We start from the raw sequence: 26,161 nt of genomic DNA, 5'->3' as shown, positions 1-26,161 counted from the left end.
GCTGCGCCCCGTCTACCGCTTCCGTAAGCGGAAGGCGGCCATGAAAGTCAATGCCGTGCGCCCTGATCCCCGGAGAAGAGGCGGCGGCCCTTGAGCGCCCGACCATAGAGATTTTCATAGGCTGCGACCATGGTTGATTCGTCGAAGCGCGCGGCCGCGACGCTCCGGTTTGCATGGCCGACGCGCGCGCGAAGGCCCGCGTCGATGACCAGCGTCGCGAGCGCCTTGCGAAAGGCGGTTTCGTCGGTCGCGACAAAAGGGAAATTCTGCCCCGACACCATGGCCGCGACATCGCCGACGTCCGGGCTGACGACGGGCAACCCCGCGGCCATCGCCTCGATCACGGCGATCGGCGCCTGTTCGCTACGCGACGACAGCGCGAGCAGGTCGAAATGGCCGATCCAGCGCGCGGGGTCCGCCATGAAGCCCGGCATGACGAGCCGGTCCGCCATCCCGCACGCGGCGGCTTCGGCGGCGATCGCGTCCCGCTCGGGGCCCTCGCCCACCACGACCAGCCGGACCGCGGCGGGAAGGTCGGCCGCGGCGCGGACGAGCCGGGGGATATCCTTCACCTTGCGCAGTCCCGCAACCGTGCCGATCAGCACTTCGCCTTCGCGCCGGACGAGCCCCGGAATCGGAACGACAGGCGGCTTCGCATAGGCCGCGACGTCGATGCCGTTGCGGATCAGCTGGACCCGCCGCCTCTTGCCCCAATCGTCGGCCGCGATCCGTTCGAGCATCGTCGATGGCACGACCAGCGCATCGGTCGTCGGCAAGGCGAGGCGGCGAAAAATATTGCGCTTCCAGTTCCGCCGGACGCTTTCGTCCTCGTTGAATCCGTCCTCGTGATGGATCATCGGCGGCAGGTTGTGAAAGGGCGAAAAAAGACGGTGTGCCATCACGCCGTCCATCGCGCCCCAATTATAGCTCAGCACAAGGTCGAAACGGCGCATATAGCGGGCGATTGCGCGATAACGCTTCAGCCCCGGCTTGCCGAAAAGCGGCGGCGCGTCCGCGGGGAAGCGCACGTCGATGGCGGGGTCGATCGCATCGCGCGCGCCCATCGCCTCCGGAACCGCCGACAGGATGACGTGCCGCGCCCGCGGCCCCATCAGGTTCATCAGCCGGACGGCGCGCGCCTCCTTTCCGCCCAGCGAGAAACTGGAGTGCAGGTGCAGGATGCGCGCGGGAACGGCGACGCCAGTCACGCGGCGGGCAGGTCCGCGATCCAGGCGCCGATCGCCGCGCGCGCGTCGCCTTCATCCATCGTCGGCGCATGGCCGACGCCCGGGATTTCTGCCAGTTTCGCGTTCGGCAGCTTCGCGACCATCTTCTTCGCCGCGGCGCCCGACAGGATATCGGACAGCGCGCCGCGCAGGATCAGCACCGGAATGTCGCCAAGCGCCTGATACGCCGGCCACAGATCGATCCCGCCTTCGCCACCGGGCAGCCGCAGCGGCGCCGCGATCTGCTTGTCATAATCGGCGACGATCCGACCTTCAGGCGTCAGGCGGTGGGTCCGCTTGGTGATGCGTAGCCAGTCGTGGATGTCATAATGCGGATACACCGCGCGGTTCAGTTCGGAATAGGCGCGGGCCGCATAGACCCAGGTCGGCTGGCTCCCGCCCGCACCGATATAGTCGCGGATCCGTTCGAGCCCCGCCGTCTCCAGCTCCGGCCCGACGTCGTTCAGGACCGCACCGACGATGCGCCCCGGCTGTGTCGCGGCAAGCAACATCGAAACCAGCCCGCCGAGCGAGGTTCCCACGGTTGCAAAACGTTCGATCTCCATCTCGTCGAGCAGCGCGACGACGTCCTGCACATAGGTCAGCGGGACATAGGTCATCGGATCCTTGGCATAGGCGCTTTCGCCGCGCCCCCGAAATTCCGCGACAATCACGCGCCGCCCCTCCGCCATGAAAGGCGCAAGGCTTTCAAAGTCGCGCGCGTTGCGCGCCAGACCCGGCATGCACAATATGGGCGGGGCTGCGGCGCTGCCTTCAGGCCCTCCATAGATACGCGCGTGCAGCCGGACGCCATCGTGCGACCACCAATAATGATCGTCCCACTCGCGCTTGATGTCCTGCCTTGCCGAAATGGCCTATCCCCTTGATGAGCGCCCCGCCCCGTCTATCGCCAACCAGCCCGCGCGACGCAAGCCATCCGTCGCCGAAATGGGGCGGAGCGGTTGCCGCCAACCGCATTCGCCGATAAGAGGTTGGCGACCATGAGCGAAGACCTGCTTTCCTTCGAACCCGCCACCGGCAACGAGCTATGGCGCGGCGCGGTCAGTAATGTCGATCACGAAGTCGAAGCCGCGCGGCGCGCATGGCCCGAATGGGCGTCGAAAGCCGTCACTTTCCGATCCGAAACGCTCCGTCGCTTCGCCGACCGGGTCAAGGCGGAAGGCGAAGCGCTTGCCGATCTGATCGCCCGCGAAACCGGGAAACCGCTTTGGGAAGCGCGGACCGAGGTCGAATCGGTCGCGAACAAGGTCGAAATCTCGATTAAGGCCTATGCCGAACGCACGCCCAACCGCCGGATAGAAGGCGCGATGGGGCTGCGCAACGCGGTGCGCCACAAACCGCACGGAACGCTGGCGGTCCTCGGCCCCTATAATTTCCCGGCGCATCTGCCGAACGGTCATATCGTTCCCGCACTGCTCGCGGGCAATTCGGTGGTGTTCAAGCCCTCCGAAAAAACCCCCGCCGTCGGCGCAAAGCTGGTCGACCTGTTCCACAGCGCGGGCGTTCCCACCGACGTGTTGCGGCTCGTCATCGGCGGCCCCGACACAGGCAGGGCGCTCGCCGCGCACGACGGGCTCGATGGCCTGCTGTTCACGGGGTCGGCGCGCACCGGCCTCGCGCTCAATCGCCAGTTCGCCGACCGGCCGGGAAAGATCCTCGCGCTCGAAATGGGCGGCAACAACCCGATCGTCGTCTGGGACACCGCCGACATCGCCACCGCCGCGATACTGGTCGTGCAATCGGCATTTCTCAGCGCCGGACAGCGGTGCAGCAACGCCCGCCGCCTGATCGTGAAGGAGAGCATGGCCGACCGCCTGCTCGACGAGGTCAAGGGTCTCGCGAACAGGCTGATCGTCGATCATCCGCACGCCGATCCTGCACCCTATATGGGGCCGGTGATCGACAATGAGGCGGCCGACGCGCTCACCGAGAGTTTTCTCGTCCTCATGTCGAACGGCGGCCAGGTGATCCGCCACATGTCGCGCCCGAGCGCCGGACGTCCGTTCCTGACGCCCGGGATCATCGACGTGTCCGCGATGCCCGAACGCCCCGACATCGAATTGTTCGGCCCGCTGCTTCAGGTCATCCGCGTCGACAGCTTCGAAGCGGCGATCGCAGAGGCGAACAACACCAGTTTTGGCCTGTCGGCATCGCTGATCGGCGGTACGCCGCAGCTTTACGACCAGTTCTGGGCGAATGCGCGCGCGGGGGTGATCAATTGGAACCGCCCGACCAACGGGGCCTCTTCGGCCGCGCCCTTCGGCGGGCTCGGGCTGTCCGGCAACCATCGGCCGAGCGCCTTTTACGCCGCCGATTATTGCGCCTATCCGGTGGCCAGCGCCGAAAGCGACGCCATCCGGGCATCGATCGGGGTCGGGCTTCGCGACCCCGAGGGATCGCAGCTGGTCCGCAAGAACTACCTCTGACCCGCCCCGCGTACGGACCGATCCGCGCCCATCGGACCGGACGGCCGATCGTGGCGCGGCGGGCAGTTCGTACCGCGCAAATTTACCTTCACCGCCTTCAATAAAGGCTGCTTTGCGATTTGATCGGCGCGCGATCATTTACAGTGCATGGAAAAACACCTCTCTCGACCGGGCAAATTGTGGCTCGTCGGCGCCGGCCCCGGCGACCCGGACCTGCTGACGCTGCGTGCCGCGCGCCTCTTGGCGGCGGCCGATGTCGTCGTCCATGATGGGCTTGTCGGCGAGGGCGTACTCGCCCTGATCCCGCCGCATGTCGAACGGATATCGGTCGCAAAGCAGCGCAACCGCCACACGATGAAGCAGGATCTGATCAACGCCCTGATCGTTCGCGAGACGCTGGCCGGCAAGCAGGTTGTACGGCTCAAGGGCGGCGACCCCTTCATTTTCGGCCGTGGCGGCGAAGAACTCGATGCGGCGCGCGTGGCCGGAATCGCGGTCGAGGTCGTCCCCGGCATCACCGCCGCCGCTGGCTGCGCCGCACAGGCCGGGCTTCCCCTCACCCATCGCGAAGACGCGAGCGCGGTGAGCTTCGTTGCCGGCCAGTGCAGGGATCTGACCGACCAGGACTGGTCCGGTCTGGCCGGACATGGCCGTACGCTGGTGATCTATATGGGTCTGGCGACCGCGTCGGCCATTGCCGACAAGCTGATCGCCGACGGCGTCTCGCCGGGGCTTCCGGTCGCGGTGGTCGAGCGCGGCACGACCGCCGAGGCGCGCGTCCTCCGGACCCTTCTCACCGATCTGGGCGATCTTGTCGTCCGCGAGAAGGTCGCCAGCCCGGCGCTTATCATCGTCGGCAAGGTCGCGGCGCGCGCCGATGCGCTCGATTGCCTCGGCGCACCGGGAATAGCCGCTTCACTAAAGGATATTGCATGCGAATCTTGACCGGCAACGACCTGAAAACGGGTGCCGTCATCTGGTGGACCGGCCGTGACTGGTCGCTTCACGTCGAAGACGCGGCCGACGTCGGCGAACATGGCGAAGCGGTGCTGGCGGCCGAGGATGGCGCGCGCCGCGTCAACGGCGGCTATATCGTCGATGCCGAAGCCACGCCTGACGGCCCGCGCCCCGCGCACATCAAGGACCGCATCCGCGCGCTCGGCCCGACCGTGCGCCCCGACCTGACATTGAAGCCCGCCGATCCGACGGCCGGCGACTGGGTGATCTGACATGTATCGATATGACCAATATGACCAGGCGATGGTCGATGCCCGTGTCGAGGAATTCCGCGACCAGACCCGCCGCCGCATCGCTGGCGACATCAACGACGACCAGTTCAAGCCGCTGCGACTGAAGAACGGCCTCTATCTGCAACTCCATGCCTATATGCTGCGCGTCGCCATCCCCTATGGGACGCTCAATTCGGTGCAGATGCGCAAGCTGGCGCATATCGCACGCACCTATGATCGCGGTTACGGCCATTTCACGACCCGCCAGAATCTCCAGTATCACTGGATCAAGCTCGAACAGGCGCCCGACATTCTCGCGGAGCTGGCGACGGTCGAGATGCACGCGATCCAGACAAGCGGCGAGAGTATCCGCAACATTTCCGCCGACCAATATGCGGGCGCCGCCGCCGACGAGATCTGCGATCCGCGCCCCTGGGCGGAGCTGTTGCGGCAGGCGACGACCTTTCATCCGGAATTCAGCTATCTTCCGCGCAAGTTCAAGATCGCGGTCATTTCGTCCAAAGAGGATCGCGCCGCGCTGCGCTGGCACGACTGCGCGCTGCGCATCGTCCGCAACGAAGCGGGCGAGGAAGGGTTCGAAGTCTATGCCGGCGGCGGCATGGGTCGCACGCCGTTCATCGCCTTCCCGATCCGCGACTTCTGTCCGGCCAATCAGATCTTCTCATACCTGCAGGCGATCCTGCGCGTCTGGAACCTGCACGCACGCCGCGACAACATCCACAAACAGCGGATGAAGATCCTCGTCCACGAACTGGGCGAAGAAGAATTTCGACGTCAGGTCGAGGAGGAGTTCCAGACCTTTCTCGCGCTCGGCACCGATTTCCCGCAGGCCGAATATGACCGGATCGCGGCCTATTTCACGCCGCCGCCGTTCGAAACCGGTCTGTCCGAAGAGATCGACCGGTCCGACCCCGAATTCGCGCTGTGGGTCGATCGCCAGACCGTTCGGCACAAGGCCCCCGGCTACGCAATCGCCAACATCAGTCTGAAACCGGTCGGCGGTATCGGCGGTGACGTCACGGCCGAACAGATGGAAGTCGTCGCCGACCTTGCCGAACGCTACAGCTTCGACGATGTTCGGGTGACCCATGCGCAAAACCTCGTCCTGCCGCATGTTCGCAAGCAGGATCTCTATGCGGTGTGGGGGGCGCTCGCCGCCGCAGGTCTCGCCGACGCGAACCTCGATCTCGTCACGGACGTGATTGCCTGCCCCGGCCTCGATTATTGCACGCTGGCGAACGCCCGATCGATCCCGGTCGCGCAGAAGATTCAGCAGCGTTTCGCCGACATGGACCGACAACTCGACATCGGCGAACTGAAGGTCAAGATTTCGGGCTGCATCAACGCCTGCGGTCACCATCATGCGGGCCAGATCGGTATCCTTGGCGTCGACCGCAAAGGTACGGAGAATTACCAGCTCCTGCTCGGCGGCTCGGGTGCGGAAGACACGTCGCAGGCCAAGATCACCGGCCCCGGTTTCGACGAGGACGGCGTTGTCGACGCCGTCGAGCGCACCGTCGAACGCTACCGCGAACTGCGGGAGCCCGGCGAACGCTTCCTCGATACATATCGCCGTGTCGGCCTCGACCCTTTCAAGGAGGCGATCTATGGGTAATTTCCGCTATCGCGACGATCAGCCGCACGAAGAACCGGCGGTCACGCTCGACGCCTTTCTCGAACAGCCTGACGCCACGGCGGTGCGGCTCGAGGCGGGCGAGGACGCCCGGCAGCTCATCCCGCATCTGGACCGCCTGCAACTCATCGAAGTCTCGTTCCCGCGCTTTCGCGACGGGCGCGGCTTTTCGAGCGCGCGCATCCTCCGCGAGGCCGGCTACAAGGGCGAACTGCGCGCCGAGGGTGACGTGCTGATCGACCTTCTGTTCTTCATGCGCCGTTGTGGCTTCGACAGTTTCGCCTCGCAGCATTCGCTGAATCCGGTCGATGTCGAAGCAGCGCTGAACCGCTATTCGAACGTTTATCAGGATGCGACCGACGAAGCTGTTCCGATATGGAAGCTGCGCCATGGTTGACGGCGCCAAGATCCCGTTCGCGACCAGCGAAACGGAGACTCCCCATGGCCATGTCCGGCCGGCGGGCGTCCCGGCCGCGTTGGCAGCGGATGCGGACAAGCGCCGCGATCGCACGCGCGACCGGATCGACGTGGCGCCGCGCTTCACGCAGGATGACGTCATCCGGCTCAACAATCTGTTCCGCGGCCAGGACGCCGCCGAGGTTGTGGCAAGCGTAATCGGCGCCGATCTGCTCGGCGACACGGCGATCGTATCGAGCTTTGGCGCCGAAAGCGCAGTGTTGCTCCACCTGATAAGCCGTTCGGCACCCGGCATGCCGGTGCTGTTCCTCGATACCGGCAAGCATTTTCCCGAAACGCTGGCCTATCGCGACACTCTGGCCCGGCGGCTCGATCTCAACATCGTCACCCTCACGCCCGACGCTGCCGATCTGGCGGCCAGGGACGCGACCGAATTGCGCTGGTCCTATGATCCCGACGGCTGCTGCGAAATCCGCAAGGTAAAGCCGCTCGAAAAGGCGCTAGCCGATTTCGACACGTCGATCACCGGCCGCAAGGGCTTCCAGTCGTCGACGCGCGCCGGCCTACCGCGCTTCGAACTTGACGGCTCGACCGGCCGCCTGAAATTCAACCCGCTCGCCAACTGGACCCGCGACGAGCTGGACACCTATTTCGAGGCGCACGACCTCCCTCGGCATCCCCTGGAAGCCGAAGGCTATCCGTCGATCGGCTGCTCGCCCTGCACGTCAAAGGTTCAGCCAGGCGAAGACCCGCGCTCGGGCCGCTGGCGTGGCTGGGACAAGACCGAATGCGGAATCCACACCGAAGTCACGCCCATTCTCGACGACCCGGCGAACGACCCGGCCTTCTGACATCTGTCGTCGCCGGGATGACGGACTAGAAGCTATTCATAATCCGTATAGGCCATGCTGTCGTCGGCGAGGTCGCTGAACTTCGTGGTCTTCGCCTCGAAGTGCATGCGAATCTTGCCCGTCGAACCGTGACGCGATTTCGCGACGATCACTTCGGCAAGACCGAAAACACGCTCCATCTCCGCCGCCCATTCCTCATGCTGCGCGTGAATCTTCACGTCATCGCCTTCGACCGGGCGCTTCGGCTCGCGCGCCGCGACATAATAGTCCTCGCGGAACACGAAAAGCACCATGTCGGCGTCCTGCTCGATCGACCCCGATTCACGAAGGTCGGAGAGTTGCGGACGCTTGTCTTCGCGGCTTTCGACCTGGCGGCTGAGCTGCGACAGCGCCATCACCGGAACGTTGAGTTCCTTTGCCAGCGTCTTCAAACCGCGAGAAATTTCAGAGATTTCCTGCACGCGGTTATCGCCGCTCTTCGACGATCCTTGCAGCAGTTGCAGATAGTCGACGATGATAAAGCCGATGCCGTGGCGCCGTTGCAGTCGCCGCGCGCGGGTGCGCAGGCTCGCGATCGTCAGGCCCGGCGTGTCGTCGATAAACAGGGGCAGCGTCTGAAGCGTCTGCGCGGCGCGGCTCAATTGCTGGAACTGCTCCTTGCTGATCTTGCCCATGCGCAGCGCTTCGCCCGACACCCCCGATTGCTCGGCAAGCACGCGCGTCGCGAGCTGGTCGGCCGACATTTCGAGGCTGAAGAAAGCAACCTTCGCGCCCATATTCTTCTCGGGCGGGATGCCGTCCTCCTCGTCGCGGCGGAACCGCTCGGCGGCGTTATAGGCGATGTTGGTCGCGAGCGAGGTCTTGCCCATGCCGGGACGGCCGGCAAGGATCATCAAGTCCGAATTGTGCATGCCACCGATCTTGGCGTTCATGCTGCCGATGCCGGTCGTGATCCCCGACAGGTGGCCGCCCGAATTGAGCGCCCGCTCGGCCGCCTGAAGTGCGGTCAGGCTTGCGGCGCTGAAACTCTTGACCGATCCCATCTCGGCCTCGCCGCCAGCGACGCGGTACAGCGCCGTTTCGGCTTCCTCGATCTGCGCATGCGGATCGACGCTCTCGCTGGTGTCCAGCGCGCTGTCGACAAGCGTCCGCCCCACGCCCACCAGTTCGCGAAGCAGCGCGAGGTCGAAGATCTGCCGCGCAAAGTCGCGCGCGCCGATCAGGCCGGCGCCGCTTCCGGTCAATTGCGCAAGATAACCGACCCCGCCGACCGCGTTCATCGCCTCGTCGGCCTCGAAAAAGGGTTTGAGCGTCACCGGCGTCGCGATGCTGTTACGCTCGATCAGCGCCATCGCCTGCTGGAAGATACGGCCATGCAGCGGTTCGAAGAAATGCGTCGCGTTCAATTGCACGGGCAAATCTTCGACGACTCGGTTGTCGATCAGGATCGCACCCAGAAACGCGGCCTCGGCCTCGACATTGCGAGGCAATTGACGTTCTTCCCGGGCGGCCACCGGGGTCGGAAAAAGGGCTAGCTCTGGCATGGCGGCACCATGCGACGGCATGAAACGCCATGCAACAGGGATCGGCGACCACCCGACGCGCCTGTGGATACTTCCGGCATAAGTGGCCCTTGCCCTTCCCCGTGCGGCAAGTAGAAGCACAGGCAGCATGACCGACGCCGACCCTTCCCAACAGCGCATCATTTCGATCGAGCTCGACGAAGGCTCGATCGTCTGGCGTAACCCGGATGTCGAACAGGAGCGGCGCGTTGCGATCTTCGATCTGATCGAAGACAACAAGTTCGTGCCGCAGCGCGGCCATCCCGACGGCTACGCCGGCCCCTACCGGTTGATGCTGCGTGTCGAGGAAGGACGACTTATCTTCGAAATCAGCCGCGAGGACGGCTCGCCGCTCGAAGCTATCATCCTCGGACTGGGTCGGTTCCGTCGCCCGATCCGCGATTATTTCGCGATCTGCGATAGCTATTATCAGGCGATCAAGACCTCGACCGCCCAGCAGATCGAGACCGTCGACATGGCGCGCCGCGGGCTGCACAACGAAGCGGCCGAAATGCTGATGGATCGGCTCGATGGCAAGATCGCCGTCGATTTCGACACGGCGCGGCGCCTCTTCACGCTGATCTGCGTGCTCCACATCAAGGGTTGAGCATGGCGACGAAGGCAGCGAAGCAGGTAGGCAAGGCGACGCAGGGCTGGCGGGATGCGATCGCGCGCTTTGTACGCCGCGTCGCTGGCGGATTGCTGCTTGTCGTGCTGCTTGTCGGCATCGCGCTGTGGTGGGCCGCCCGCTGGACCCCGAACCGCGACCTGTTTCCGACCCAAGGCGTGACGATCAGTGCCGACAATGGCGAAGTCCATTGGGGATCGATCAAGGCCGCGGGCGCCGATTTCGCCTATGTCGCGGCGACCGACGGCACCGACGGGCTCGACCCGATGTTCACGCGCAACCTGGCGCATGCACGCAACGTCGGCGTACAGGTCGGCGCGATCCATCGTTACAGCCTGTGCCAGCTTGCGACCGACCAGGCCGCAAATTTCATCCGCCATGTTCCGCGCCGCGCCGATGCCCTGCCCGCCGTCGTCTGGCTCGATTATGACGACCGCTGCCCCGACCGACCGACACGCGCATTGCTCTTGTCCGAACTCGCGACCTTTCTGGCCCAGATCGAGGCGCATACGGGCAAGCCCAGCCTGATCGCGCCCGGTCCGTCGTTCGAGGCCGATTACAAGGTGACGGAAGGGATCGCACGCACCACCTGGCTTCGCCGCGATTTCTTCGAACCCGACTATGGCGCCCATCCTTGGGCGATGTGGCAGGCGAACGATTATATCCGCCTTACGGGCGCCGGGGGCACCGTCGGCTGGAACGTGCTGCGCCCTCGGGGAGACATGCCATGAGTGATGCACGCCCAAGCACGCGCGATGCCTTGATCGCCGCCGCCCGCGACGCCGCAAGCCGCGCCTATGCTCCCTATTCGGGGTTTCATGTCGGCGCCGCGCTGCTGCTCAGGAACGGCGACGTCGTCACCGGCGCCAACGTCGAGAACGCGAGCTATGGCCTGACGCTCTGCGCCGAAACGAACGCGGTGGCAAAGATCGCCAATGAAGGCTGGATCGGCGAACTTGCGGAAGTCGCGATCATCGGCGGCCGCCCCGACGGCGAGGATCTGATCGGCTCCGACCCGGTCAACCCGTGCGGACGCTGCCGACAGGTGCTGAACGAAGCCGCCGAACGATCGCGGACCGACATCCTTGTCCACTGCGCCTCGGGCGACGGCAAAGCTGTGAAAAGCTATCGGCTGAGCGAACTGCTCCCTGCCGCTTTCGGCCCCAAAGATCTCGGCCTTCTCGACTGACCGCTTGCGCAAAGCGCGCGGCGCCGACAAGACAGCGGCATGGCCATTCTTTCCGACAAATGGATTCGCGAAGCCGCCCGGACGCAGGGCATGATCGAGCCGTTCGTCGAGGCGCAACGCCGTGACGGATGCATCAGCTATGGCCTCTCATCCTACGGCTATGACGCGCGCGTTGCACCCGAATTCAAGATATTCACCAACGTCGACAGCACGATCGTCGATCCCAAGAGCTTCGATCCCAAGAATTTCGTCGACCGCGAAACCGACGTCTGCATCATTCCGCCGAACAGCTTCGCGCTCGCCCGCACCGTCGAATATTTCCGCATCCCGCGCGATGTGCTGGTGATCTGCCTCGGCAAGTCGACCTATGCGCGCTGCGGCATCATCGTGAACGTCACGCCGCTCGAACCCGGCTGGGAAGGCCATGTAACGTTGGAGTTTTCGAACACCACGCCCCTGCCCGCCAAAATCTATGCGAACGAGGGCGCGTGCCAGTTCCTTTTCCTGCAAGGCAACGAACCCTGCGAGACGAGCTACGCCGACCGCGCGGGCAAATATATGGGGCAAAAGGGCGTTACTCTGCCCAAACTCTGACGGCGGAACCTCTTTCGCCCCCCAAGCGTCCTGAAGGGACAGCGGACGGGGCGCGAGTGGAGGATGCCCCATGTCCATGATCGCCGTCTTCATCGGCCGCCTGTTCATCGCCGTGATATTCATCGTTTCCGGGATCAACAAGCTCATCCACGTTAGCGACACCGGCGCGATGATCTCCGCCGCAGGCCTGCCCGGCGCGCTGGCCGTCCCGACCGGCCTCTTCGAACTGATCGCGGGCATCTGCATCGCGCTCGGCATTTTTGCGCGGCTTTTTTCACTGTTGCTCGCGGGGTTCGTCCTGCTCACGATCCTTTTCTTCCACCGCGAGTTCACCGATCCGGCACAAGCGGTGGCAGCGATGAAGAATCTGGCGATCGCCGGCGGCCTGCTCTGCTTGTTCGGCTATGGCCACACGCGCTGGAGCTACGATGCGCTTCGCCGCAAACGGCGCGACGAGATCACCGCACACGACGCCGAACTTCGCGCCGCGCGCGCCGAGGGGCGTGCCGATGCGGTCGATGCCCCGGTGGCTGCCCATCGTCCATGGTGGCGCCGCTGACGCTTCGCGCTTGGCATCGGGCAAACTCTGCGCTAGCTTCCACTTGACGTTTACGTAAAGGGAGAGTTTGTCATGGCCGCTGGCCGCGATCTCGACATCGTCGTTTACGGCGCGACCGGCTTTACCGGCCGCCTCGTCGCCGAATATCTCGCGCATCACTACAAGGGCCGCAAGGACGCACCGAAATGGGCAATGGCGGGACGCAGCCTCGCCAAGCTGGCCGAAGTCCGCGACCTGATCGGCGCCGACGAGGAAACGCCGCTTGTCGTCGCCGACGCCAGCGATCCCGCCAGCCTCGATGCGATGGCCGCGAGTACCCGGGTCGTGCTGACCACGGTCGGCCCCTACCAGCTTTACGGCAACGAACTCGTCGCCGCCTGCGTCCGCGCCGGCACCGCCTATGCCGACCTCTGCGGCGAACCGGGCTGGATGCGCGAGATGATCGACAAACACCACGACGCAGCAAAGGCGTCGGGCGCGCGCATCACCTTCTCATGCGGTTTCGATTCGATCCCCTTCGACCTCGGCGTCCTGTTCCTGCAGGCCGAGGCGGTGAAGCGGCACGGCAAACCCGCCCCGCGTGTCAAGGGCCGCGTCCGCAAGATGGCGGGCGGCGCGTCGGGCGGAACCATCGCCAGCCTCACCGAAACGCTGAAGGCCATCGCGAAAAAGCCCTCGCTGGCGCTGCTGCTCAAATCCAGCTTCGCATTGACGCCGGGATTCGAGGGGCCGTCGCAACCGACAGGCCTTGTCCCCGAATATGACAGCGCGACGGGCACCTGGACCGCGCCTTTCGTTATGGCGGCAATCAACACCAAGAATGTCCACCGCAGCAACTTCCTGCTCGGGCATGAATGGGGTGCGGATCTGGTCTATGACGAAATGGTGATGACCACGATCGGCGACGCCGGCAAGGCGATGGCCGAGGCGATGGCGAAGGCGAACCCCTTCGATCCCAGCATCAAACCCGGCGAGGGCCCAAGCAAGGAAGAGCGCGAGAACGGCTTTTACGACATTCTCTTCATCGGCGAATATCCCGACGGGACGACGGTGCGCACCAGCGTGCAGGGCGACCGCGATCCGGGCTATGGCTCGACGTCGAAGATGCTCGCCGAAACGGGCATCGCGCTGCTCGAAAACAAGGGTACGGGCGGCGTGTGGACGCCGGGCGCGCTGCTCGGCGACGCCCTGATCGCGCGACTGACCGCCAACGCCGGACTGACCTTTCGGGTCGAGGAATAGCATAACAATGACGACCTCTCCCAGCGCGCTCGACGCGCTGCTCTCCACGCTGCGCATCGACGGCGACGTCGCAAAGGCGCATATCGACGACGGCTGGATGCAGGGCCGCACCGCCTATGGCGGGATCAGTTCGGCGGTCGCGCTGGCCGGGGCGATGGCGCTCCACCCGACCGAAACGCCGCTTCGCTATGCGCAGATCAGCTTTATCGGACCCGTCGGCGGCGATTGCACGGTCAGCACGCGCGTGCTGCGCCAGTCGAAATCGAGCCTGTTCATCGATGCCGGCGTATCGAGCGATCAGGGTTTTGGCACCGCCGCCGTCTTTGCCTTTTCAGGCGACCGCAAAAGCCATCTCGATCACAATCGCCTGATCATGCCGGAAGCGCCCGAACCCGATACGCTGGAGCCAGTCCCGGAACACAAGGCCCGCCCGTCCTTCACGCGCCATTTCGACATGCGCCCGACCACAGGCCCGCGCTTCAGTTGGAAGAGCGAGGTCGGCGAATATCTGACCTGGGTGCGCTTCGTCGAGGAACCGGCCTGTCATCCCGCCGTCGCGCTGCTGGCAATGGGCGACGCGCTGCCGCCGGCTGCGATGGCCCTGTTCAGCGAATTCGGCCCAATCAGCTCGATGAACTGGACGGTCAACATGTTGACCGGCGCGCCGACGACCGACGATGGCTGGTGGCTGCTGTCGGCGAAAACCGGCTATGCCCGTGGCGGCCTGTCGGTGCAGGACATGATGCTGTGGAACCGCGCCGGCGAACCGGTGCTCAGCGGCAGTCAGGCGATCGCGATCTACGCCTGAACGGGCAGCTCGATAATCGCACTCAGACCACCTGCATCGCCGTTCACCAGCGTCAGCGCCCCGCCCTCACTCTCGGCGATTTCACGAGCGATCGACAGGCCAAGACCCGCACCGCCGGTCGCCCGGTTGCGTGACTGCTCGCCGCGGGCGAAAGGTTCGACCAGCGCGCGGATCTGCTCGTCGGTCAGCCCGGGACCATCGTCCGATACGATGATCCGTGCGCGGCCTGCGGCAGCGGTCACCGACAACCGCGCCCGCACACCATAGGCCAGGGCGTTGTCGGCCAGATTCCGCAGCGCGCGCTTGAGCAGCATCGGGCGAGCCAGAACATGGACGTCGGCGACATCGCCGACGGTGACATCCTTGTCGCGCTCACCATAATCGGCCGCCAGCTCGCCGATGAGCTCTCGAAGCGGGATTCGTTCCTGCACCTCGGTTCCCGCCCCTGACCGTGCAAGCGCCAATATGTCGGTGAGCATCGCGGTCATTTCCTCGATCGAGGCCACCATCTTGTCGCGCAGCTTGTCGTCCTCGACCCCTTCGACCCGCACGCGCAAGCTCGCGAGCGGAGTGCGCAGGTCATGCCCCACCGCGCCCAGCATCCGGTCCTTGTCCGACAGCATGGTTGCGATACGAGCGCGATAGGCATTGAAGGCGGCGATGAGGTCGCGGACATCGGAAGGTCCCTCCTCGTCGAGCGGCACCGTATCGCGCAGCGCCGGATTGCTACGCGCGGCGCGCGTCAGGTCGCGCAGCGGCCGGGCGGCGCGATAAGCGATGACGATGACCGGGATGAGCAGCAGCAGGTAAAGCGTCAGCGTCTGCCAAACGAGAAAACCTTTGAGGCGGTCGCCGCCTGCCGGGATGCGCGTCCGGACAGAAAAATAGCGATTTTCCACCTTCGCGACAACGATGACGGCACGGTCCGGAAAGGTGGGGCCGCGAAGCCGTTGCCTCTGCCGCTGCGGCAGCATCCAAGCATCGACCGTTTCCGCCCGGGCATCGGTTTCGCTCAGCAGGCCGGCAACATAGGTCGCCAGATCGGGCAGCCGCACGGCGCCTGCCGGTTTGACGGGCAGTTGGTCGGAAATCGACAGCTTCTCCGCGCGCTCGCGCTCCTCGTGCCGTTCACGCTCGTTGCGCGCGGGCCGGAAATCGCCGCGCCGGTCCCGCTCGATCGCATCGATGATGCGGGCGACCGCCATACCGCCCCCGTGCGCCAATGCCTGCTGTTTCTGCCCGCGCGCGAGCAGCACGAAGTTTATTGCCTGAGCAAGGAACAGCATCACCGCGACCGCGAAGACAAGCTGGCCGACAAGGCTGCGGGGCCAAAGGCGCAGCGTCATGCGGCCGGGCCCATGCGCCGCACTTCGCACGCAAGCGTATAGCCCCCGCCCCATACCGTCTTGACGATCTGTGGATGCGCGGGGTCGTCCTCGATTTTCTTGCGCAGGCGGCTCACCAGATTGTCGATCGCCCGATCGAAGATATCGGCCTCGCGGCCGCGGACGAGGTCGAGCAGGCGGTCGCGGCTCATCACCTGCCGGGGGTGCCGGACGAGCGCGTGGAGAAGATGATATTCGCCCGACGAAAGCGCGACCTCCGCGCCCGCTTCATCCACCAGGACCCGCTCGACCTCGCGCAGCACCCAGGGACCGAACGCATAGCTTGCGCCGCTGTTGTCGAGCGCACGCCCGTTCGCCTGCGTCCGGCGCAGCACGGTCCGGATGCGTGCGACCAGTTCGCGCGGATTGAACGGCTTGACGACATAGTCGTCGGCCCCGATTTCCAGTCCGATGATCCGTTCGGTATCCTCGGCGCGCGCCGTCAGCAGGATGACGGGGATATTGCCGGTCTCGCGCAGGTGGCGGGTCAGCGACAGGCCATCCTCCCCGGGCATCATGATATCGCTGACGACCAGGTCGACCGACTGCGCGCGAAGCACCGACCGCGCCTCCGCGGCGCTCGCCGCGTCGGTCACGGCAAAGCCCTGCGCCTCCAGATATTCGGAGAGCGGCTCGCGGATCGAAGGCTCGTCGTCGATCAGCAGGATGCGTGGCGTTTCAGTCATCACTTGTCCGTAAGAAGCAGTAGTTCGCCCACCGATCCGACGGGACCGGTGGGCGATGCTGGCAGGGGGCGACGGCAAAGGCAATGCCGGGAGGGGGGAGGACAGCCTGCGGCTTGCCGCCACCCCGAGCCATGAGCTTATTCGCTGGCGGGGGCCGCGGACGGCGCGCCGCGCTTTGCGCGCCATTCGTCGGCCTTCGCTTTCCGCGCCTCGCGCTGGGCGGCGCGTTCGTCGGCGGTTACCTGGCCATCCTTGTTGGCGTCCGCCGCATCGAAGCGCGCGAGCGCCGCGACCTGGAATTCCGCCTGGCTGATCGCCTTGTCGCCGTCGGTATCGGCCTTGCCCATCATCATGCCGTGATGGCCACCACGCGGACCATGATGGTCACCGCGCATGCCGCGCTTGCCGTCGAGGCCCGCGTCGGCGCGCCTGTCGCCACGCTCGGCGCGCTTCGCCGCGCGATCGGCGCCATGCTGGTCCCATTCGGCCTTGCTGATGCTGCCATCCTTGTTCGCATCGATCGCGGCGAACATCTGCGCCTGCATCGCCGCGCGCCGGGCGGCGCGGTCGCTGGCATCGAGCTTGCCGTCCTTGTTCGCATCGAGGCTCGCGAATTTTTCGGCGGCGTGCGCCTGCGCTTCGGCGCGGGTGAGCGTGCCGTTGCCATCGGCATCGGCCTTGCTGCCGCCCGTTGGGGCGGCGAAAACGGGAACCGCGATCAGCGCGGCACCCAGCGTCAAAAGAGAGATTTTCTTCACGAAACGAACTCCTGTCGAAGGGACCGTTGCGATGTCCCGATGCAACGTTTCTAGGGCCCACTTGTCCCAGCCGCTTGTCGAAACGGCGAATTATTGTCGCAAATTGTCGCGAAACGGCCGCTTCGTTCATCTCGGTGCAATCGCTTGAGTCACCCGGTTGCCGACGCCTGGCCCCGATCCTAGGCTGCCTTCAAACCAACGGGAGAGTCGCATGAGGGATTTCGCAGTCGATCGCCGAACCTTGCTGGCGGGTGTGGGCGGCCTTGCCATTGCGGGGGCCGTCCGCCCCGCGCTCGCGGCAGAGAGCGGCGACGCCAAGCTCGACGCCCTGCTGTCACGCCAGTTCGAAGCCGGGCTGCGTGACGACCCCACGCGCGCAACCAGCCTGGGCATCGACACCGGCGCGCGTGCCGCTCTGCGCGCGCAGTTTCCCGACTGGTCGGCGGCAGCGCGACAGAAGCGCGACCGGCAGATCGATATCGACCTGGCCGATGTACGCGCGATCGACCCCGCGACACTCAGCGACAGCGCGCGCGTCGCCCACGACAGCGCCGAATTCGACCTCGCAACGCGCCAGCGGCTTGCGCGCTTCTCCTACCACAGCGGCGGCTTCGGCCACCGGGCCGGTCCCTATGGCGTGACCCAGCTCGGCGGCTTCTATACGGGCGTCAGCACCTTCCTCGACAGCCAGCATCCCGTCGCGACCAAGGCCGATGCCGACGCCTATATGGCGCGCCTCGATGCCATCCCGGCGCTGTTCGATGCCGATACGGACATCGTGCAGGCCAATGCCGCGATCGACGTTGTCGCGCCGCGCTTCATTCTCGATCAGGCGATTCAGCAGCTCGGCCGGCTGCGCAACGGCGATGCGTCGACCAAGACGCTCGTGTCCTCGATCGCCAGGCGCAGCTCCGCGTTCGGTCTTTCGGGTTATGGCGAGCGCGCCGCCGCGGCGTTCGAAGGCCCGATCCGCGCGGCATTGACACGGCAGATCGATACGCTGACCGCCCTGCTCCCGCGTGCCGGAGAGGCGGCGGGCGTGTCGCGACTGCCCGATGGAGCGGCCTATTACGCCGCAACGCTGGCGCAGCATACGACGACCGATCTCAGTGCCGCCGCCATCCACCGCATCGGGGTGGACCAGGTCGCTGACCTTACGGCGCGGATGGACAATTTGCTGAAGACCCAAGGTTACAAGGACGGCAGCATCCGGGATCGTCTGAACGCGCTTGGCAAGGCCGAGGGACAGCGCTTCGCAAATGATGACGCCGGCCGCGCCGAGTTGCTGGCGTATCTCAACGGCCGGCTGGCCGCGGTGCGCGAGCGGTTGCCGCAAGTGTTCAGCCGCCTGCCCAAGGCTCCGTATGAAATTCGCCGTGTACCGCCCGAGATCGAGATCGGCGCCCCCGGCGGCTCGGCGCAGGCGGGGACGCCCGATGGGTCGCGCCCGGGCATCTTCTTCATCAACCTGCGCGATACGGCGGAATGGCCGCGCTACACCTTGCCGACGCTTGCCTATCACGAAGGCGCGCCCGGCCATTTGTTCGAGGGCGCACTCAAATTCGAGGATGCCGCGCTGCCACTCTATCGGCAGGCCGCTTCGGTCACCGCCTATGGCGAAGGCTGGGGACTCTATGCCGAACAGGTCGCGGATGAGCTTGGCCTGTATGACGACGATCCGCTGGGCAAGATCGGCTACCTCGCCTCCTACGCCTTTCGGGCCTCCCGCCTCGTCGTCGACACCGGCCTTCATGCGATGGGCTGGAGCCGCGACCAGGCCATCGACTACATGACCCGGAATTCGTCGAACTCGCCAAGCGCATCGCGGACCGAGATCGATCGCTACATCGTCTATCCGGGACAGGCGTGCGCGTACAAGGTGGGGCAGATCGCAATCCTCGGCGCGCGCGATGCCGTGTCCCGCCGCAAGGGCTATGATATCAGGCGCTTTCACGATGTCGTTCTGGGCGCCGGGCGCATCCCGCTGACGGTTCTCGAGCGGCGCGTGCTCGCCGCCTTCCCCAAATGAACCAGATATGACCCCGAACCGGCCAAAGGCGACCCCGCCCGCGCCTGCCAGCCACGCAAGACGTACGGGGCGCCGATGAATCGCGAGATGGAAAGCGGGGGAGAAACGCTGGAGCGGGTAGCGGGAATCGAACCCGCCTAGCTAGCTTGGAAGGCTAGAGCATTACCACTATGCTATACCCGCATCTCCAGAGGCCGGCGGCGATTGCCATTTTGCCCGCCCGCCGTCAAGAGCATGCCGCCCGTCATTGAGAACATCATGGCAACATGCTATGTCCGGCGCGTGGAAGACGGAGAAAACCCAGCTCCCGGGCATGATGCGGCGGCCTCCGTCCGCAAGATCATCCATGTCGACATGGACGCCTTTTACGCATCGGTCGAACAGCGCGACGACCCGGCGCTGCGCGGAAAGCCCGTCGCCGTCGGCGGATCGTCGCGGCGCGGCGTGGTCGCCGCCGCCTCGTACGAGGCCCGCAAGTTCGGGGTCCGGTCGGCCATGCCCAGCATCACCGCAAAGCGGCAATGCCCGGACCTTGTCTTTGTCCCGCCGCGATTCGACGCATATCGCGAGGTCTCGCACCAGATCCGGGCGATCTTCCACGATTATGCCGACGAGGTCGAACCGCTGTCGCTGGACGAAGCCTATCTCGACGTCAGTCGCGACAAGGGCAGCCTCGGCAGCGCGACCGCGACCGCGAACCTGATCCGCCGCCGCATTCGCGAGGAAACCGGCCTCACCGCCTCGGCTGGGGTCTCGTACAACAAGTTCATCGCCAAGCTCGCGTCGGACCAGAACAAGCCCGACGGGCTGACCGTCATCCCGCCGGGCAAAGGCGCCGCCTTCGTCCAGACCCTGTCGATCCGCCGCTTCCACGGCATCGGCCCAGTAACCGCCGCCAAGATGGAGGGACTCGGTATTTTTTCGGGGGCTGACCTCGCGGCAAAGGACGCCATGTGGCTGGCGGAGCATTTCGGCAACAACGCCGAATGGCTCCACAACCTTGCTCGCGGGATCGACCATCGCCGCGTCCGGTCGAACCGGCCGCTGAAATCGCTCGGCGGCGAACGCACCTTCTTCAACGACCTGATCGCCGATACGGAGATTCGCGAGGCGCTCGCCCATGTCTGCACCGTTGTATGGGATCGGGCGGCGAAGAAGGGCGCGCGCGGACGGACCGTCACGCTCAAGCTGCGATATGCCGATTTCCAGACCATCACCCGCGCCCGGTCCCTGCCCGCGCCGATTCTCGACGGCGCGGCGCTGCTGGCCGCGGGCGAAGCGATACTGGCCCCCCTGCTTCCCACGCCGCAGGGGATTCGCCTGCTCGGCGTCACGCTCAGCAAATTCGAAGGCGAAGAGGATGAGGACGCCGTTGCGGCGCCCGCCGACCTGCTCAGCCTTATCTGACGATCGGTGCAGGCGCCCGCCGCCTGCGAAGGCCCGCCGTCAGCCCGCTTTCGCGAAGACGCGCTCCTTGGTGGCGGTGAAGCGGATCGCGGGGTGGCGCTGCGTCACATAGCCGACCTCCCAGACGTCCTTCGCCATAAAGACAGGTGCGCCGTCGCGGTCGGTCGCGGAGGCGCCGCGATGATCGGCCTGAAAGGCCTTCAGTGCCGCGGCATCGTCGCTCGCGATCCAGCGTGCGGTGTCCCACGGCGACGCTTCGAGCCTCGCCTCGACCTTATACTCGGCGTCGAGACGGCTGATCAGAACCTCGAGCTGGAGCTGGCCGACCACGCCGACGATCATGTTCGACCCGATTTCGGGATAAAAGACCTGGATGATGCCCTCTTCGGCCATGTCGTCGAGTGCCTTGCGGAGTTGCTTTGTCTTGGTCGGATCGACCAGCGCGACACGGCGCAGCAGTTCGGGCGCAAAGTTCGGTAGGCCCGTCACGGTAATGTCCGTGCGTTCGGACAGCGTATCGCCGACGCGCAATGTGCCGTGGTTGGGGATGCCGATGATATCGCCCGGGAACGCCTCTTCGGCCATCTCACGGTCCTGCGCCAGGAACAGCATCGGGCGGCTGATGGCGATCGCCTTGCCCGTCCCGCCCTGCATCAGGCGCATGCCGCGTTCGAATTTTCCCGAGCAGAGCCGCATGAAGGCGATGCGGTCGCGGTGCGCAGGGTTCATGTTCGCCTGCACCTTGAACACGAATCCGGTCACCGCATCGTCGGCGGGGTGCACCGGCGCGGGCTCGGCCGGCTGCGGCTGCGGCCCCGGCGCATGGTTCGCCAGTGCGGTCAGCAGGTCTACGACGCCGAATTCCTTCAGCGCCGAACCGAAATAGACCGGCGTCAGATCGCCATTGCGGTAAGCAGCAGCGTCGAAGGGGGCGTAACAGGCGGCCGCAAGCTCCGTCTCCTCCCTGAGGTGCGCGAGGCCATCGGCCGACAATTCCGCCGCCAATGCCGGATCGTCGAGGCCCGCGACGCCGACGCGATGTCCTTCATACATGCGCGACGCATCGCCGTCGGGCTTCATGATCGCGGGGTCGACGAGGTCATAGATACCTTCGAACTGCCCCCCCATGCCCGCGGGCCAGTTCATCGGACAGACGTCGAGCGCAAGCCTGTCGGCGACTTCGTCGAGCAGTTCGAACGGCGGCAAGCCTTCGCGGTCGACCTTGTTGACGAACGTGATGATCGGAACCGACCGCAGGCGGCACACCTCGAACAGCTTCAATGTCTGCGGCTCGATACCCTTGGCGGCATCGATCACCATCACGGCGCTGTCGACGGCGGTCAGCGTGCGATAGGTATCCTCGCTGAAGTCTTCGTGGCCCGGCGTATCAAGCAGGTTGAAGACAAGCCCCGCATGTTCGAAGGTCATCACCGACGAGGTGACCGAAATCCCGCGCTGCTGCTCGATCTTCATCCAGTCCGAGCGCGCACGCCGCGTCGCGCCGCGCGCCTTCACCTCTCCCGCCATGTGGATGGCCCCGCCCGCGACGAGCAGCTTTTCGGTCAGCGTCGTCTTGCCCGCGTCGGGGTGCGAAATGATGGCGAAGGTACGACGTTCGGGATGGATCTGGGGCATGGCGCGGGCGGTTAGCAGGAAGGGCGGATGGTGGAAAGGGGCTGGCGTCGGTTCCGTACCCGACGCATGATCGCCCGATGCGCATCCTGCTCCTCACTGCGGCCCTGATCGTCGCTCCCGCAAGCGCCCTGGCCGCCGCCGGTGATTCGCCCTTTGTTGGCGAATATGGCCTTGCCGAAGGTCCCGACGTCGGCGGCGGCCTGCTGATCCGCAACGACGGCCGCTTCCTCTACATGCTCGCCGCCGGGGCGCTGGATGAACGCGCCGAAGGGCGCTGGGAAATCCATGGCGACAGGGTCTGCCTGACGACCGACCCCAAACCCGTGCCGCCCACCCTCGAAAAAGGCACGCCCATGGCTGTTGAAGGCAGCATACCCACCGTGCTCGTCACCTGGCCCAACGGTCGGGGCATCCCGGGAGTCGATTTCACGATCGGTTTCGACAGTGGCGATCCGATCGAGGATTACACGCAGACCGACGGCTGGACGATGCCCGACGAGGACAAGCGCATCCCGCGCTGGATCGAAGTGCGCGAGCCGATCTATGACATCACCGCGCCGCGTTTCGAATTGACCGACGCGGACGGCGGCAAGCTGCGCGCGATCATCGTTCCGAACGATATCGGCGTCGTGGATTTCGATGGCGCCTGCGCAGAAAAGACCGAACGCGGCCTCACCCTCCACCGGACCGAGGGCGATATGCGGTTCGTGCGGCTGCGTGACGATCCGGAGTAGGATGAGTTCGACAGCTTTGGGGGGAGCGGACGTTTTCGGATCCTCCCCACTTGTGGGGAGGTGGCAGCGCGAAGCGCTGACGGAGGGGGGTGGCGTTCTCAAGCGACGTCGCACCCCCTCCACCACGCCCTGCGGGCGCAGTCCCTCTCCCCGCAAGCGGGGAGGATCGCATGGCCGCTATCGGTCGTAAGCCGCCGCCACTCCTCGCCCCCTTGCGCTAGCCGTCCAAATGGGTCACACCTTACGTGAACGTAAAGGTAAAGCAGCCGCGAGAGGATTCTTCCCCATGACCGATGCCCCCAGCTTTGACACGATCAAGCTCGAAGTCGCCGACAATGTCGCCACGATCAACCTCAATCGGCCCGATCGTCTGAATTCGATGCCGCCCGCGATGGCGGACGATATTCGCACGGCGCTCGACTACCTCCCCGTTCTGGGCGCGCGTTCGCTGCTGATCACCGGCGAAGGGCGCGGTTTCTGTTCGGGCGCCGATCTGGCGGGTGACCGCAGCGGGTCGGCGGTCGGCGGCGGCGCGAACAGCCGCAAGGCGCTACGCAACCATTATAACCCGATGCTCCTTGCGCTTGCCAACCTCGATATTCCGGTCGTCGTCGCAGTCAACGGTCCCGCCGCGGGCGTCGGTTGCAGCTTCGGCCTGTCGGGCGATTTCACCATCGCCGGCAAAAGCGCCTATTTCCTTCAGGCTTTCGTCAATATCGGGCTCGTCCCCGACGGCGGATCATCATGGCTGCTGCCGCGCCTGATCGGCCTGCCGCGCGCAACGCAGATGATGATGCTGGGTGAAAAGATCGGCGCCGAACAGGCTGCCGAATGGGGCCTCATCTATAAATGCGTCGAGGATGCCGACCTGATGACCGAAGCCAGGGCACTAGCCGCGCGCCTCGCCAAGGGTCCGACCGTCTCGCTCGGGACGATGCGCAAGGTGCTGCGCGACGGCCTGTCGCAAAGCTATTCGGAAACGCTCGACGCCGAAGCGAAGGGCCAGTTCATCGCCGGCAACAGCGCCGACGCGATGGAAGGCATTCTGGCCTTCCAGCAAAAGCGCAAGACCGAATTCCAGGGGAAGTAGGCGCGCCACGTCATCCCGGCGAAAACCGGGGTGACGCGCCCGCGCGGGTCGCTACGCCGCCGCTTCCTCCACCATCACCTTCTTGTAGATGCTCTGGCGCGGATAGGAGCAAAGCCGCATCACCATCGGCTCGAAAAATTCCAGCGGCAGCGTGTCGTAATCGGGATCGAAAGCCGGTGCGTCATACTTCTCGCAGAATTCGGCACACGCCGCAGCATAAGGGCTGTCGGCGAACTGATCGCGCATGTCGCGGTCGAGCCCGATATAATGGAAGAAATAGTGCCCCTGGAAGACTCCATGATGCTGGACGATCCAGAGATTCTCTTCCGACAAGAACGGTTTCAGGATCGCGGCGGCAACGTCGGGATGATTGAACGCGCCGAGCGTATCACCGATGTCGTGGAGCAGCGCCATCACGACATATTCCTCATCGCGGCCATCGCGGTGCGCGCGGGTCGCGGTCTGCAGGCAATGCTCGAGCCGATCGACCGGAAAGCCGCCATAGTCGCCGCCGAGCAGCTTCAGATGGTCGAGGATGCGCCGGCCATTGTTCGGAGCGAACTCCTTCTGCTCGCGCGCAATGATGTCCCAGTCTTCCTGCGTCCCGTCGATCATCGAGCGGAAGGTCGCATGCTCGTGCGTCATGTCATTCATGGCAGCCTCTCCTGATTTTGGAGAGAACCTATCCTATTCGTTGTTATTTGCAACGTTATAGGCTTTGACCTCGGCCTGCGTCAGGCAGCGGCGCGTCGACTTGTCCTCCGAATTGGCGAGCGCTTTCTGCTGGTACATCACTTCGGTCAGCAGCTTGCGCGACACGCCCATGCGGATCAGGAAATCATTGTCCTCGCTCGCCAGAAGAGCGGCATCCTGTTCGATATCGCCGATCAGTTCGCGCGTCGCGTCGGTCCCCATCGCGACGCTCATGTCGATCGACTGGCGGTCGCCGGTGCGCGTGAACATGTGGACGATGAACAGCCCGCCCGGATCAATCACGCGCGGCTGGCCGCCCATGAAGATGAAGTTGCAGGCGCTGAAACAGGCCCAGCCTGCGGGTATCCGCGTCATCAGCCCCATATTCTGGCGAATGACACGCCCCGCCGCGTTGCCCGCGCGCGCATCGCCGCCCGGCGAACGCAGCCACACCTCCGCAACATCCGGATTCGCCTCGAGCGCTTTCTTGAGCCGGTCGGGCACGCCCGCGTCGATCCGTCCTTCGGCCAGCAGAACCTTGGTGCCGTTCCGAACCACCGGGGTCAGTTGCATCGTCGTGTTCGCCGACCAGTCGGGGCTGAGCGGGCACGTCGGGTTCGCCGGGTCCATCTTGGCCTTCGCGGCGCCGGTCAGGCACGCAAGCGCCGCGCTGGCCAGCGCGATCCGGACCAGCCTATGCCGCGAGGACATAGCGCGACTGACCGGGGCCCCTGCACATCTTTTTGGAGACGCGCGTTTCTTCGCCCTCAACGATCACGATGTCGGTGACGTTCATGCAGCTCGTGCCGTCGGCGAGCTTGTTTTTCGACTGAACGGTCGATGATCCCGTGACATTCTCGCGCGTCTCGCTCGTCCAGTTCGCCGTCGCGCCAACCGCCTCGCCGCGCGTGACCTCCTCGGTCGCGGCCGCCGCCTGTACCTGTTCCGCCGGATCGAGCTTGCAGGCGATCGCATTCGTCAACGTTCCGCTGACCTCGGCGATCGGCACATAGCTGTACACCCCGGCGCGGCTCGCCGCGCTGCCGATCGCTTCGTCGAGGACTCCGCCCAGCACCTTGCGCCCGGCGCTGCTGCCCTTCTTACCCTTGGGACAGCCGCCATTATCGTCCTCGCTGGGTTTCGGCGTCGGCGTCGTCACCTTGCGCAAGAGGCTGCCGAACTGCGCCTCGGCGGGTGTTACCGCCAGCATGCAGGCGGCAAGAATCGCCGGGGCCCATAAAATCCTGTGCTTCATCATACCCACCCTAGTCGCGCCCGAATTCGGGCAGCCGCACGACCCCTGTACGGCGGGTTCATGCCACTCGCTGTGATTTTCAT

Annotated in this window: 27 protein-coding genes and 1 tRNA gene; 17 read left to right on the top strand and 11 right to left on the bottom strand. The window is 65.3% G+C overall.

Going from position 1 to position 26,161, the window contains the following annotated elements; genetic code table 11:
• Nucleotides 1-47: 47 nt before the first annotated feature.
• Together JNM03_RS03055 and JNM03_RS03050 are read right to left on the bottom strand one after the other, a co-directional pair.
• Entirely contained in the window at nucleotides 48-1,208 is a 1,161-nt protein-coding gene (locus JNM03_RS03055; RefSeq protein ID WP_294034251.1) for a glycosyltransferase, read from the bottom strand.
• Nucleotides 1,205-2,098 carry an alpha/beta hydrolase gene (locus JNM03_RS03050; RefSeq protein ID WP_294034271.1) on the bottom strand — a complete coding sequence of 298 codons (894 nt, stop codon included), beginning with the start codon at nucleotides 2,096-2,098 and terminating at the stop codon, nucleotides 1,205-1,207. The genes JNM03_RS03055 and JNM03_RS03050 overlap by 4 nt, the downstream gene beginning before the upstream one ends.
• A gap of 129 nt (nucleotides 2,099-2,227) precedes the next feature.
• Here JNM03_RS03050 and astD point away from each other — a divergent pair, with 129 nt between their 5' ends.
• The 6 genes from astD to JNM03_RS03020 all read left to right on the top strand — a co-directional run bounded on the left by astD (nucleotide 2,228) and on the right by JNM03_RS03020 (nucleotide 7,824).
• Complete coding sequence (gene astD, locus JNM03_RS03045) at nucleotides 2,228-3,673, top strand: succinylglutamate-semialdehyde dehydrogenase (RefSeq protein WP_294034249.1); 1,446 nt, start codon at nucleotides 2,228-2,230, stop codon at nucleotides 3,671-3,673.
• A gap of 147 nt (nucleotides 3,674-3,820) precedes the next feature.
• The gene (gene cobA, locus JNM03_RS03040; protein ID WP_294034247.1) at nucleotides 3,821-4,618 is read left to right on the top strand and encodes a uroporphyrinogen-III C-methyltransferase; all 798 of its coding nucleotides are present in this window, start codon (nucleotides 3,821-3,823) and stop codon (nucleotides 4,616-4,618) included.
• Nucleotides 4,606-4,902, top strand: a complete 297-nt coding sequence (locus JNM03_RS03035) for a DUF2849 domain-containing protein (RefSeq protein WP_294034246.1) — start codon at nucleotides 4,606-4,608, stop codon at nucleotides 4,900-4,902. The genes cobA and JNM03_RS03035 overlap by 13 nt, the downstream gene beginning before the upstream one ends.
• 1 nt (nucleotide 4,903) lies before the next feature.
• Nucleotides 4,904-6,538: a nitrite/sulfite reductase gene (locus tag JNM03_RS03030; RefSeq protein WP_294034244.1), complete on the top strand. Its 1,635-nt coding sequence runs from the start codon at nucleotides 4,904-4,906 to the stop codon at nucleotides 6,536-6,538.
• Nucleotides 6,531-6,953, top strand: a complete 423-nt coding sequence (locus JNM03_RS03025; protein WP_294034242.1) for a DUF934 domain-containing protein — start codon at nucleotides 6,531-6,533, stop codon at nucleotides 6,951-6,953. Before JNM03_RS03030 ends, JNM03_RS03025 begins: the two co-directional genes overlap by 8 nt.
• The gene (locus tag JNM03_RS03020; protein WP_294034240.1) at nucleotides 6,946-7,824 is read left to right on the top strand and encodes a phosphoadenylyl-sulfate reductase; all 879 of its coding nucleotides are present in this window, start codon (nucleotides 6,946-6,948) and stop codon (nucleotides 7,822-7,824) included. Before JNM03_RS03025 ends, JNM03_RS03020 begins: the two co-directional genes overlap by 8 nt.
• 32 nt (nucleotides 7,825-7,856) lie before the next feature.
• Here the strand turns inward: JNM03_RS03020 and JNM03_RS03015 are convergent, their stop codons facing one another.
• Nucleotides 7,857-9,368 carry a replicative DNA helicase gene (locus tag JNM03_RS03015; RefSeq protein ID WP_294034238.1) on the bottom strand — a complete coding sequence of 504 codons (1,512 nt, stop codon included), beginning with the start codon at nucleotides 9,366-9,368 and terminating at the stop codon, nucleotides 7,857-7,859.
• Nucleotides 9,369-9,495: 127 nt separating this feature from the next.
• On the opposite strand from JNM03_RS03015, the gene JNM03_RS03010 reads away from it, so the two are divergent.
• The 7 genes from JNM03_RS03010 (at nucleotide 9,496) to JNM03_RS02980 (ending at nucleotide 14,406) form a co-directional block, all read left to right on the top strand.
• On the top strand, nucleotides 9,496-9,993 hold the full coding sequence (locus JNM03_RS03010) for a UPF0262 family protein (protein ID WP_294034236.1): 498 nt from the start codon (nucleotides 9,496-9,498) through the stop codon (nucleotides 9,991-9,993).
• A 2-nt stretch (nucleotides 9,994-9,995) separates the two neighbouring features.
• Complete coding sequence (locus JNM03_RS03005) at nucleotides 9,996-10,745, top strand: glycoside hydrolase family 25 protein (protein ID WP_294034234.1); 750 nt, start codon at nucleotides 9,996-9,998, stop codon at nucleotides 10,743-10,745.
• Complete coding sequence (locus JNM03_RS03000) at nucleotides 10,742-11,203, top strand: cytidine deaminase (protein WP_294034232.1); 462 nt, start codon at nucleotides 10,742-10,744, stop codon at nucleotides 11,201-11,203. The genes JNM03_RS03005 and JNM03_RS03000 overlap by 4 nt, the downstream gene beginning before the upstream one ends.
• A 39-nt stretch (nucleotides 11,204-11,242) precedes the next feature.
• On the top strand, nucleotides 11,243-11,797 hold the full coding sequence (gene dcd / locus JNM03_RS02995; RefSeq protein ID WP_294034230.1) for a dCTP deaminase: 555 nt from the start codon (nucleotides 11,243-11,245) through the stop codon (nucleotides 11,795-11,797).
• Between the two features lie 70 nt (nucleotides 11,798-11,867).
• Complete coding sequence (locus JNM03_RS02990; RefSeq protein WP_294034228.1) at nucleotides 11,868-12,356, top strand: DoxX family protein; 489 nt, start codon at nucleotides 11,868-11,870, stop codon at nucleotides 12,354-12,356.
• Between the two features lie 72 nt (nucleotides 12,357-12,428).
• Nucleotides 12,429-13,598, top strand: coding sequence for a trans-acting enoyl reductase family protein (locus JNM03_RS02985; RefSeq protein ID WP_294034226.1), 1,170 nt, complete (start codon nucleotides 12,429-12,431; stop codon nucleotides 13,596-13,598).
• A gap of 7 nt (nucleotides 13,599-13,605) precedes the next feature.
• Nucleotides 13,606-14,406 carry a thioesterase family protein gene (locus JNM03_RS02980; protein WP_294034224.1) on the top strand — a complete coding sequence of 267 codons (801 nt, stop codon included), beginning with the start codon at nucleotides 13,606-13,608 and terminating at the stop codon, nucleotides 14,404-14,406.
• Here the strand turns inward: JNM03_RS02980 and JNM03_RS02975 are convergent.
• The 3 genes from JNM03_RS02975 to JNM03_RS02965 all read right to left on the bottom strand — a co-directional run bounded on the left by JNM03_RS02975 (nucleotide 14,397) and on the right by JNM03_RS02965 (nucleotide 17,235).
• Nucleotides 14,397-15,752, bottom strand: coding sequence for an ATP-binding protein (locus tag JNM03_RS02975; RefSeq protein ID WP_294034223.1), 1,356 nt, complete (start codon nucleotides 15,750-15,752; stop codon nucleotides 14,397-14,399). The genes JNM03_RS02980 and JNM03_RS02975 overlap by 10 nt on opposite strands.
• Nucleotides 15,749-16,477, bottom strand: a complete 729-nt coding sequence (locus JNM03_RS02970) for a response regulator (RefSeq protein ID WP_294034221.1) — start codon at nucleotides 16,475-16,477, stop codon at nucleotides 15,749-15,751. The genes JNM03_RS02975 and JNM03_RS02970 overlap by 4 nt, the downstream gene beginning before the upstream one ends.
• A gap of 137 nt (nucleotides 16,478-16,614) precedes the next feature.
• Nucleotides 16,615-17,235, bottom strand: a complete 621-nt coding sequence (locus JNM03_RS02965; protein WP_294034219.1) for a hypothetical protein — start codon at nucleotides 17,233-17,235, stop codon at nucleotides 16,615-16,617.
• Nucleotides 17,236-17,446: 211 nt separating this feature from the next.
• Here JNM03_RS02965 and JNM03_RS02960 point away from each other — a divergent pair, with 211 nt between their 5' ends.
• Nucleotides 17,447-19,264 (top strand): DUF885 family protein, encoded by a 1,818-nt coding sequence (locus tag JNM03_RS02960; protein WP_294034217.1) that lies wholly within the window; start codon nucleotides 17,447-17,449, stop codon nucleotides 19,262-19,264.
• A 109-nt stretch (nucleotides 19,265-19,373) separates the two neighbouring features.
• Here the strand turns inward: JNM03_RS02960 and JNM03_RS02955 are convergent.
• Nucleotides 19,374-19,447: transfer RNA gene (locus JNM03_RS02955), tRNA-Gly, on the bottom strand.
• Nucleotides 19,448-19,546: 99 nt separating this feature from the next.
• Between JNM03_RS02955 and dinB the strand changes: the two genes are divergently transcribed.
• Complete coding sequence (gene dinB, locus JNM03_RS02950) at nucleotides 19,547-20,671, top strand: DNA polymerase IV (RefSeq protein ID WP_294034215.1); 1,125 nt, start codon at nucleotides 19,547-19,549, stop codon at nucleotides 20,669-20,671.
• 39 nt (nucleotides 20,672-20,710) lie between these two features.
• Here dinB and JNM03_RS02945 read toward each other — a convergent pair whose 3' ends face one another.
• Nucleotides 20,711-22,306, bottom strand: a complete 1,596-nt coding sequence (locus JNM03_RS02945) for a peptide chain release factor 3 (protein WP_294034214.1) — start codon at nucleotides 22,304-22,306, stop codon at nucleotides 20,711-20,713.
• Between the two features lie 77 nt (nucleotides 22,307-22,383).
• Between JNM03_RS02945 and JNM03_RS02940 the strand changes: the two genes are divergently transcribed.
• Both JNM03_RS02940 and JNM03_RS02935 read left to right on the top strand, forming a co-directional pair.
• On the top strand, nucleotides 22,384-23,040 hold the full coding sequence (locus JNM03_RS02940) for a hypothetical protein (RefSeq protein ID WP_294034212.1): 657 nt from the start codon (nucleotides 22,384-22,386) through the stop codon (nucleotides 23,038-23,040).
• Between the two features lie 286 nt (nucleotides 23,041-23,326).
• On the top strand, nucleotides 23,327-24,130 hold the full coding sequence (locus tag JNM03_RS02935; protein ID WP_294034210.1) for an enoyl-CoA hydratase-related protein: 804 nt from the start codon (nucleotides 23,327-23,329) through the stop codon (nucleotides 24,128-24,130).
• Nucleotides 24,131-24,181: 51 nt separating this feature from the next.
• On the opposite strand, the gene JNM03_RS02930 is transcribed toward JNM03_RS02935, so the two are convergent.
• Genes JNM03_RS02930 through JNM03_RS02920 form a run of 3 tightly spaced genes read right to left on the bottom strand, consistent with a single transcriptional unit; the run spans nucleotide 24,182 to nucleotide 26,033 of the window.
• Entirely contained in the window at nucleotides 24,182-24,784 is a 603-nt protein-coding gene (locus tag JNM03_RS02930; RefSeq protein WP_294034208.1) for an HD domain-containing protein, read from the bottom strand.
• A 33-nt stretch (nucleotides 24,785-24,817) separates the two neighbouring features.
• Nucleotides 24,818-25,534, bottom strand: a complete 717-nt coding sequence (locus JNM03_RS02925) for a hypothetical protein (protein ID WP_294034207.1) — start codon at nucleotides 25,532-25,534, stop codon at nucleotides 24,818-24,820.
• Nucleotides 25,518-26,033: a hypothetical protein gene (locus JNM03_RS02920; RefSeq protein WP_294034205.1), complete on the bottom strand. Its 516-nt coding sequence runs from the start codon at nucleotides 26,031-26,033 to the stop codon at nucleotides 25,518-25,520. Before JNM03_RS02920 ends, JNM03_RS02925 begins: the two co-directional genes overlap by 17 nt.
• Between the last annotated feature and the right edge of the window lie 128 nt (nucleotides 26,034-26,161).

Source organism: Sphingopyxis sp. (assembly GCF_016793825.1).
GTDB lineage: Bacteria > Pseudomonadota > Alphaproteobacteria > Sphingomonadales > Sphingomonadaceae > Sphingopyxis.
This window is presented reverse-complemented; position numbering and strand designations above follow the sequence as displayed.

What these genes read in the sequence shown, in the direction of transcription:
- dcd (WP_294034230.1), top strand. Translation starts at nt 11,243, where the DNA reads ATGGCCATTCTTTCCGACAAATGGATTCGCGAAGCCGCCCGGACGCAG.
- JNM03_RS02970 (WP_294034221.1), bottom strand. Translation starts at nt 16,477, where the DNA reads ATGACTGAAACGCCACGCATCCTGCTGATCGACGACGAGCCTTCGATC.
- JNM03_RS03005 (WP_294034234.1), top strand. Translation starts at nt 9,996, where the DNA reads ATGGCGACGAAGGCAGCGAAGCAGGTAGGCAAGGCGACGCAGGGCTGG.
- JNM03_RS03035 (WP_294034246.1), top strand. Translation starts at nt 4,606, where the DNA reads ATGCGAATCTTGACCGGCAACGACCTGAAAACGGGTGCCGTCATCTGG.
- JNM03_RS02960 (WP_294034217.1), top strand. Translation starts at nt 17,447, where the DNA reads ATGAGGGATTTCGCAGTCGATCGCCGAACCTTGCTGGCGGGTGTGGGC.
- JNM03_RS03015 (WP_294034238.1), bottom strand. Translation starts at nt 9,368, where the DNA reads ATGCCAGAGCTAGCCCTTTTTCCGACCCCGGTGGCCGCCCGGGAAGAA.
- cobA (WP_294034247.1), top strand. Translation starts at nt 3,821, where the DNA reads ATGGAAAAACACCTCTCTCGACCGGGCAAATTGTGGCTCGTCGGCGCC.
- JNM03_RS02930 (WP_294034208.1), bottom strand. Translation starts at nt 24,784, where the DNA reads ATGAATGACATGACGCACGAGCATGCGACCTTCCGCTCGATGATCGAC.
- JNM03_RS02940 (WP_294034212.1), top strand. Translation starts at nt 22,384, where the DNA reads ATGCGCATCCTGCTCCTCACTGCGGCCCTGATCGTCGCTCCCGCAAGC.
- JNM03_RS03030 (WP_294034244.1), top strand. Translation starts at nt 4,904, where the DNA reads ATGTATCGATATGACCAATATGACCAGGCGATGGTCGATGCCCGTGTC.
- JNM03_RS02945 (WP_294034214.1), bottom strand. Translation starts at nt 22,306, where the DNA reads ATGCCCCAGATCCATCCCGAACGTCGTACCTTCGCCATCATTTCGCAC.
- JNM03_RS03025 (WP_294034242.1), top strand. Translation starts at nt 6,531, where the DNA reads ATGGGTAATTTCCGCTATCGCGACGATCAGCCGCACGAAGAACCGGCG.
- JNM03_RS02985 (WP_294034226.1), top strand. Translation starts at nt 12,429, where the DNA reads ATGGCCGCTGGCCGCGATCTCGACATCGTCGTTTACGGCGCGACCGGC.
- astD (WP_294034249.1), top strand. Translation starts at nt 2,228, where the DNA reads ATGAGCGAAGACCTGCTTTCCTTCGAACCCGCCACCGGCAACGAGCTA.
- JNM03_RS03000 (WP_294034232.1), top strand. Translation starts at nt 10,742, where the DNA reads ATGAGTGATGCACGCCCAAGCACGCGCGATGCCTTGATCGCCGCCGCC.
- JNM03_RS03010 (WP_294034236.1), top strand. Translation starts at nt 9,496, where the DNA reads ATGACCGACGCCGACCCTTCCCAACAGCGCATCATTTCGATCGAGCTC.
- JNM03_RS02990 (WP_294034228.1), top strand. Translation starts at nt 11,868, where the DNA reads ATGTCCATGATCGCCGTCTTCATCGGCCGCCTGTTCATCGCCGTGATA.
- JNM03_RS02925 (WP_294034207.1), bottom strand. Translation starts at nt 25,534, where the DNA reads ATGTCCTCGCGGCATAGGCTGGTCCGGATCGCGCTGGCCAGCGCGGCG.
- JNM03_RS03020 (WP_294034240.1), top strand. Translation starts at nt 6,946, where the DNA reads ATGGTTGACGGCGCCAAGATCCCGTTCGCGACCAGCGAAACGGAGACT.
- JNM03_RS02980 (WP_294034224.1), top strand. Translation starts at nt 13,606, where the DNA reads ATGACGACCTCTCCCAGCGCGCTCGACGCGCTGCTCTCCACGCTGCGC.
- JNM03_RS02920 (WP_294034205.1), bottom strand. Translation starts at nt 26,033, where the DNA reads ATGCTGGCGGTAACACCCGCCGAGGCGCAGTTCGGCAGCCTCTTGCGC.
- JNM03_RS02975 (WP_294034223.1), bottom strand. Translation starts at nt 15,752, where the DNA reads ATGACGCTGCGCCTTTGGCCCCGCAGCCTTGTCGGCCAGCTTGTCTTC.
- JNM03_RS02935 (WP_294034210.1), top strand. Translation starts at nt 23,327, where the DNA reads ATGACCGATGCCCCCAGCTTTGACACGATCAAGCTCGAAGTCGCCGAC.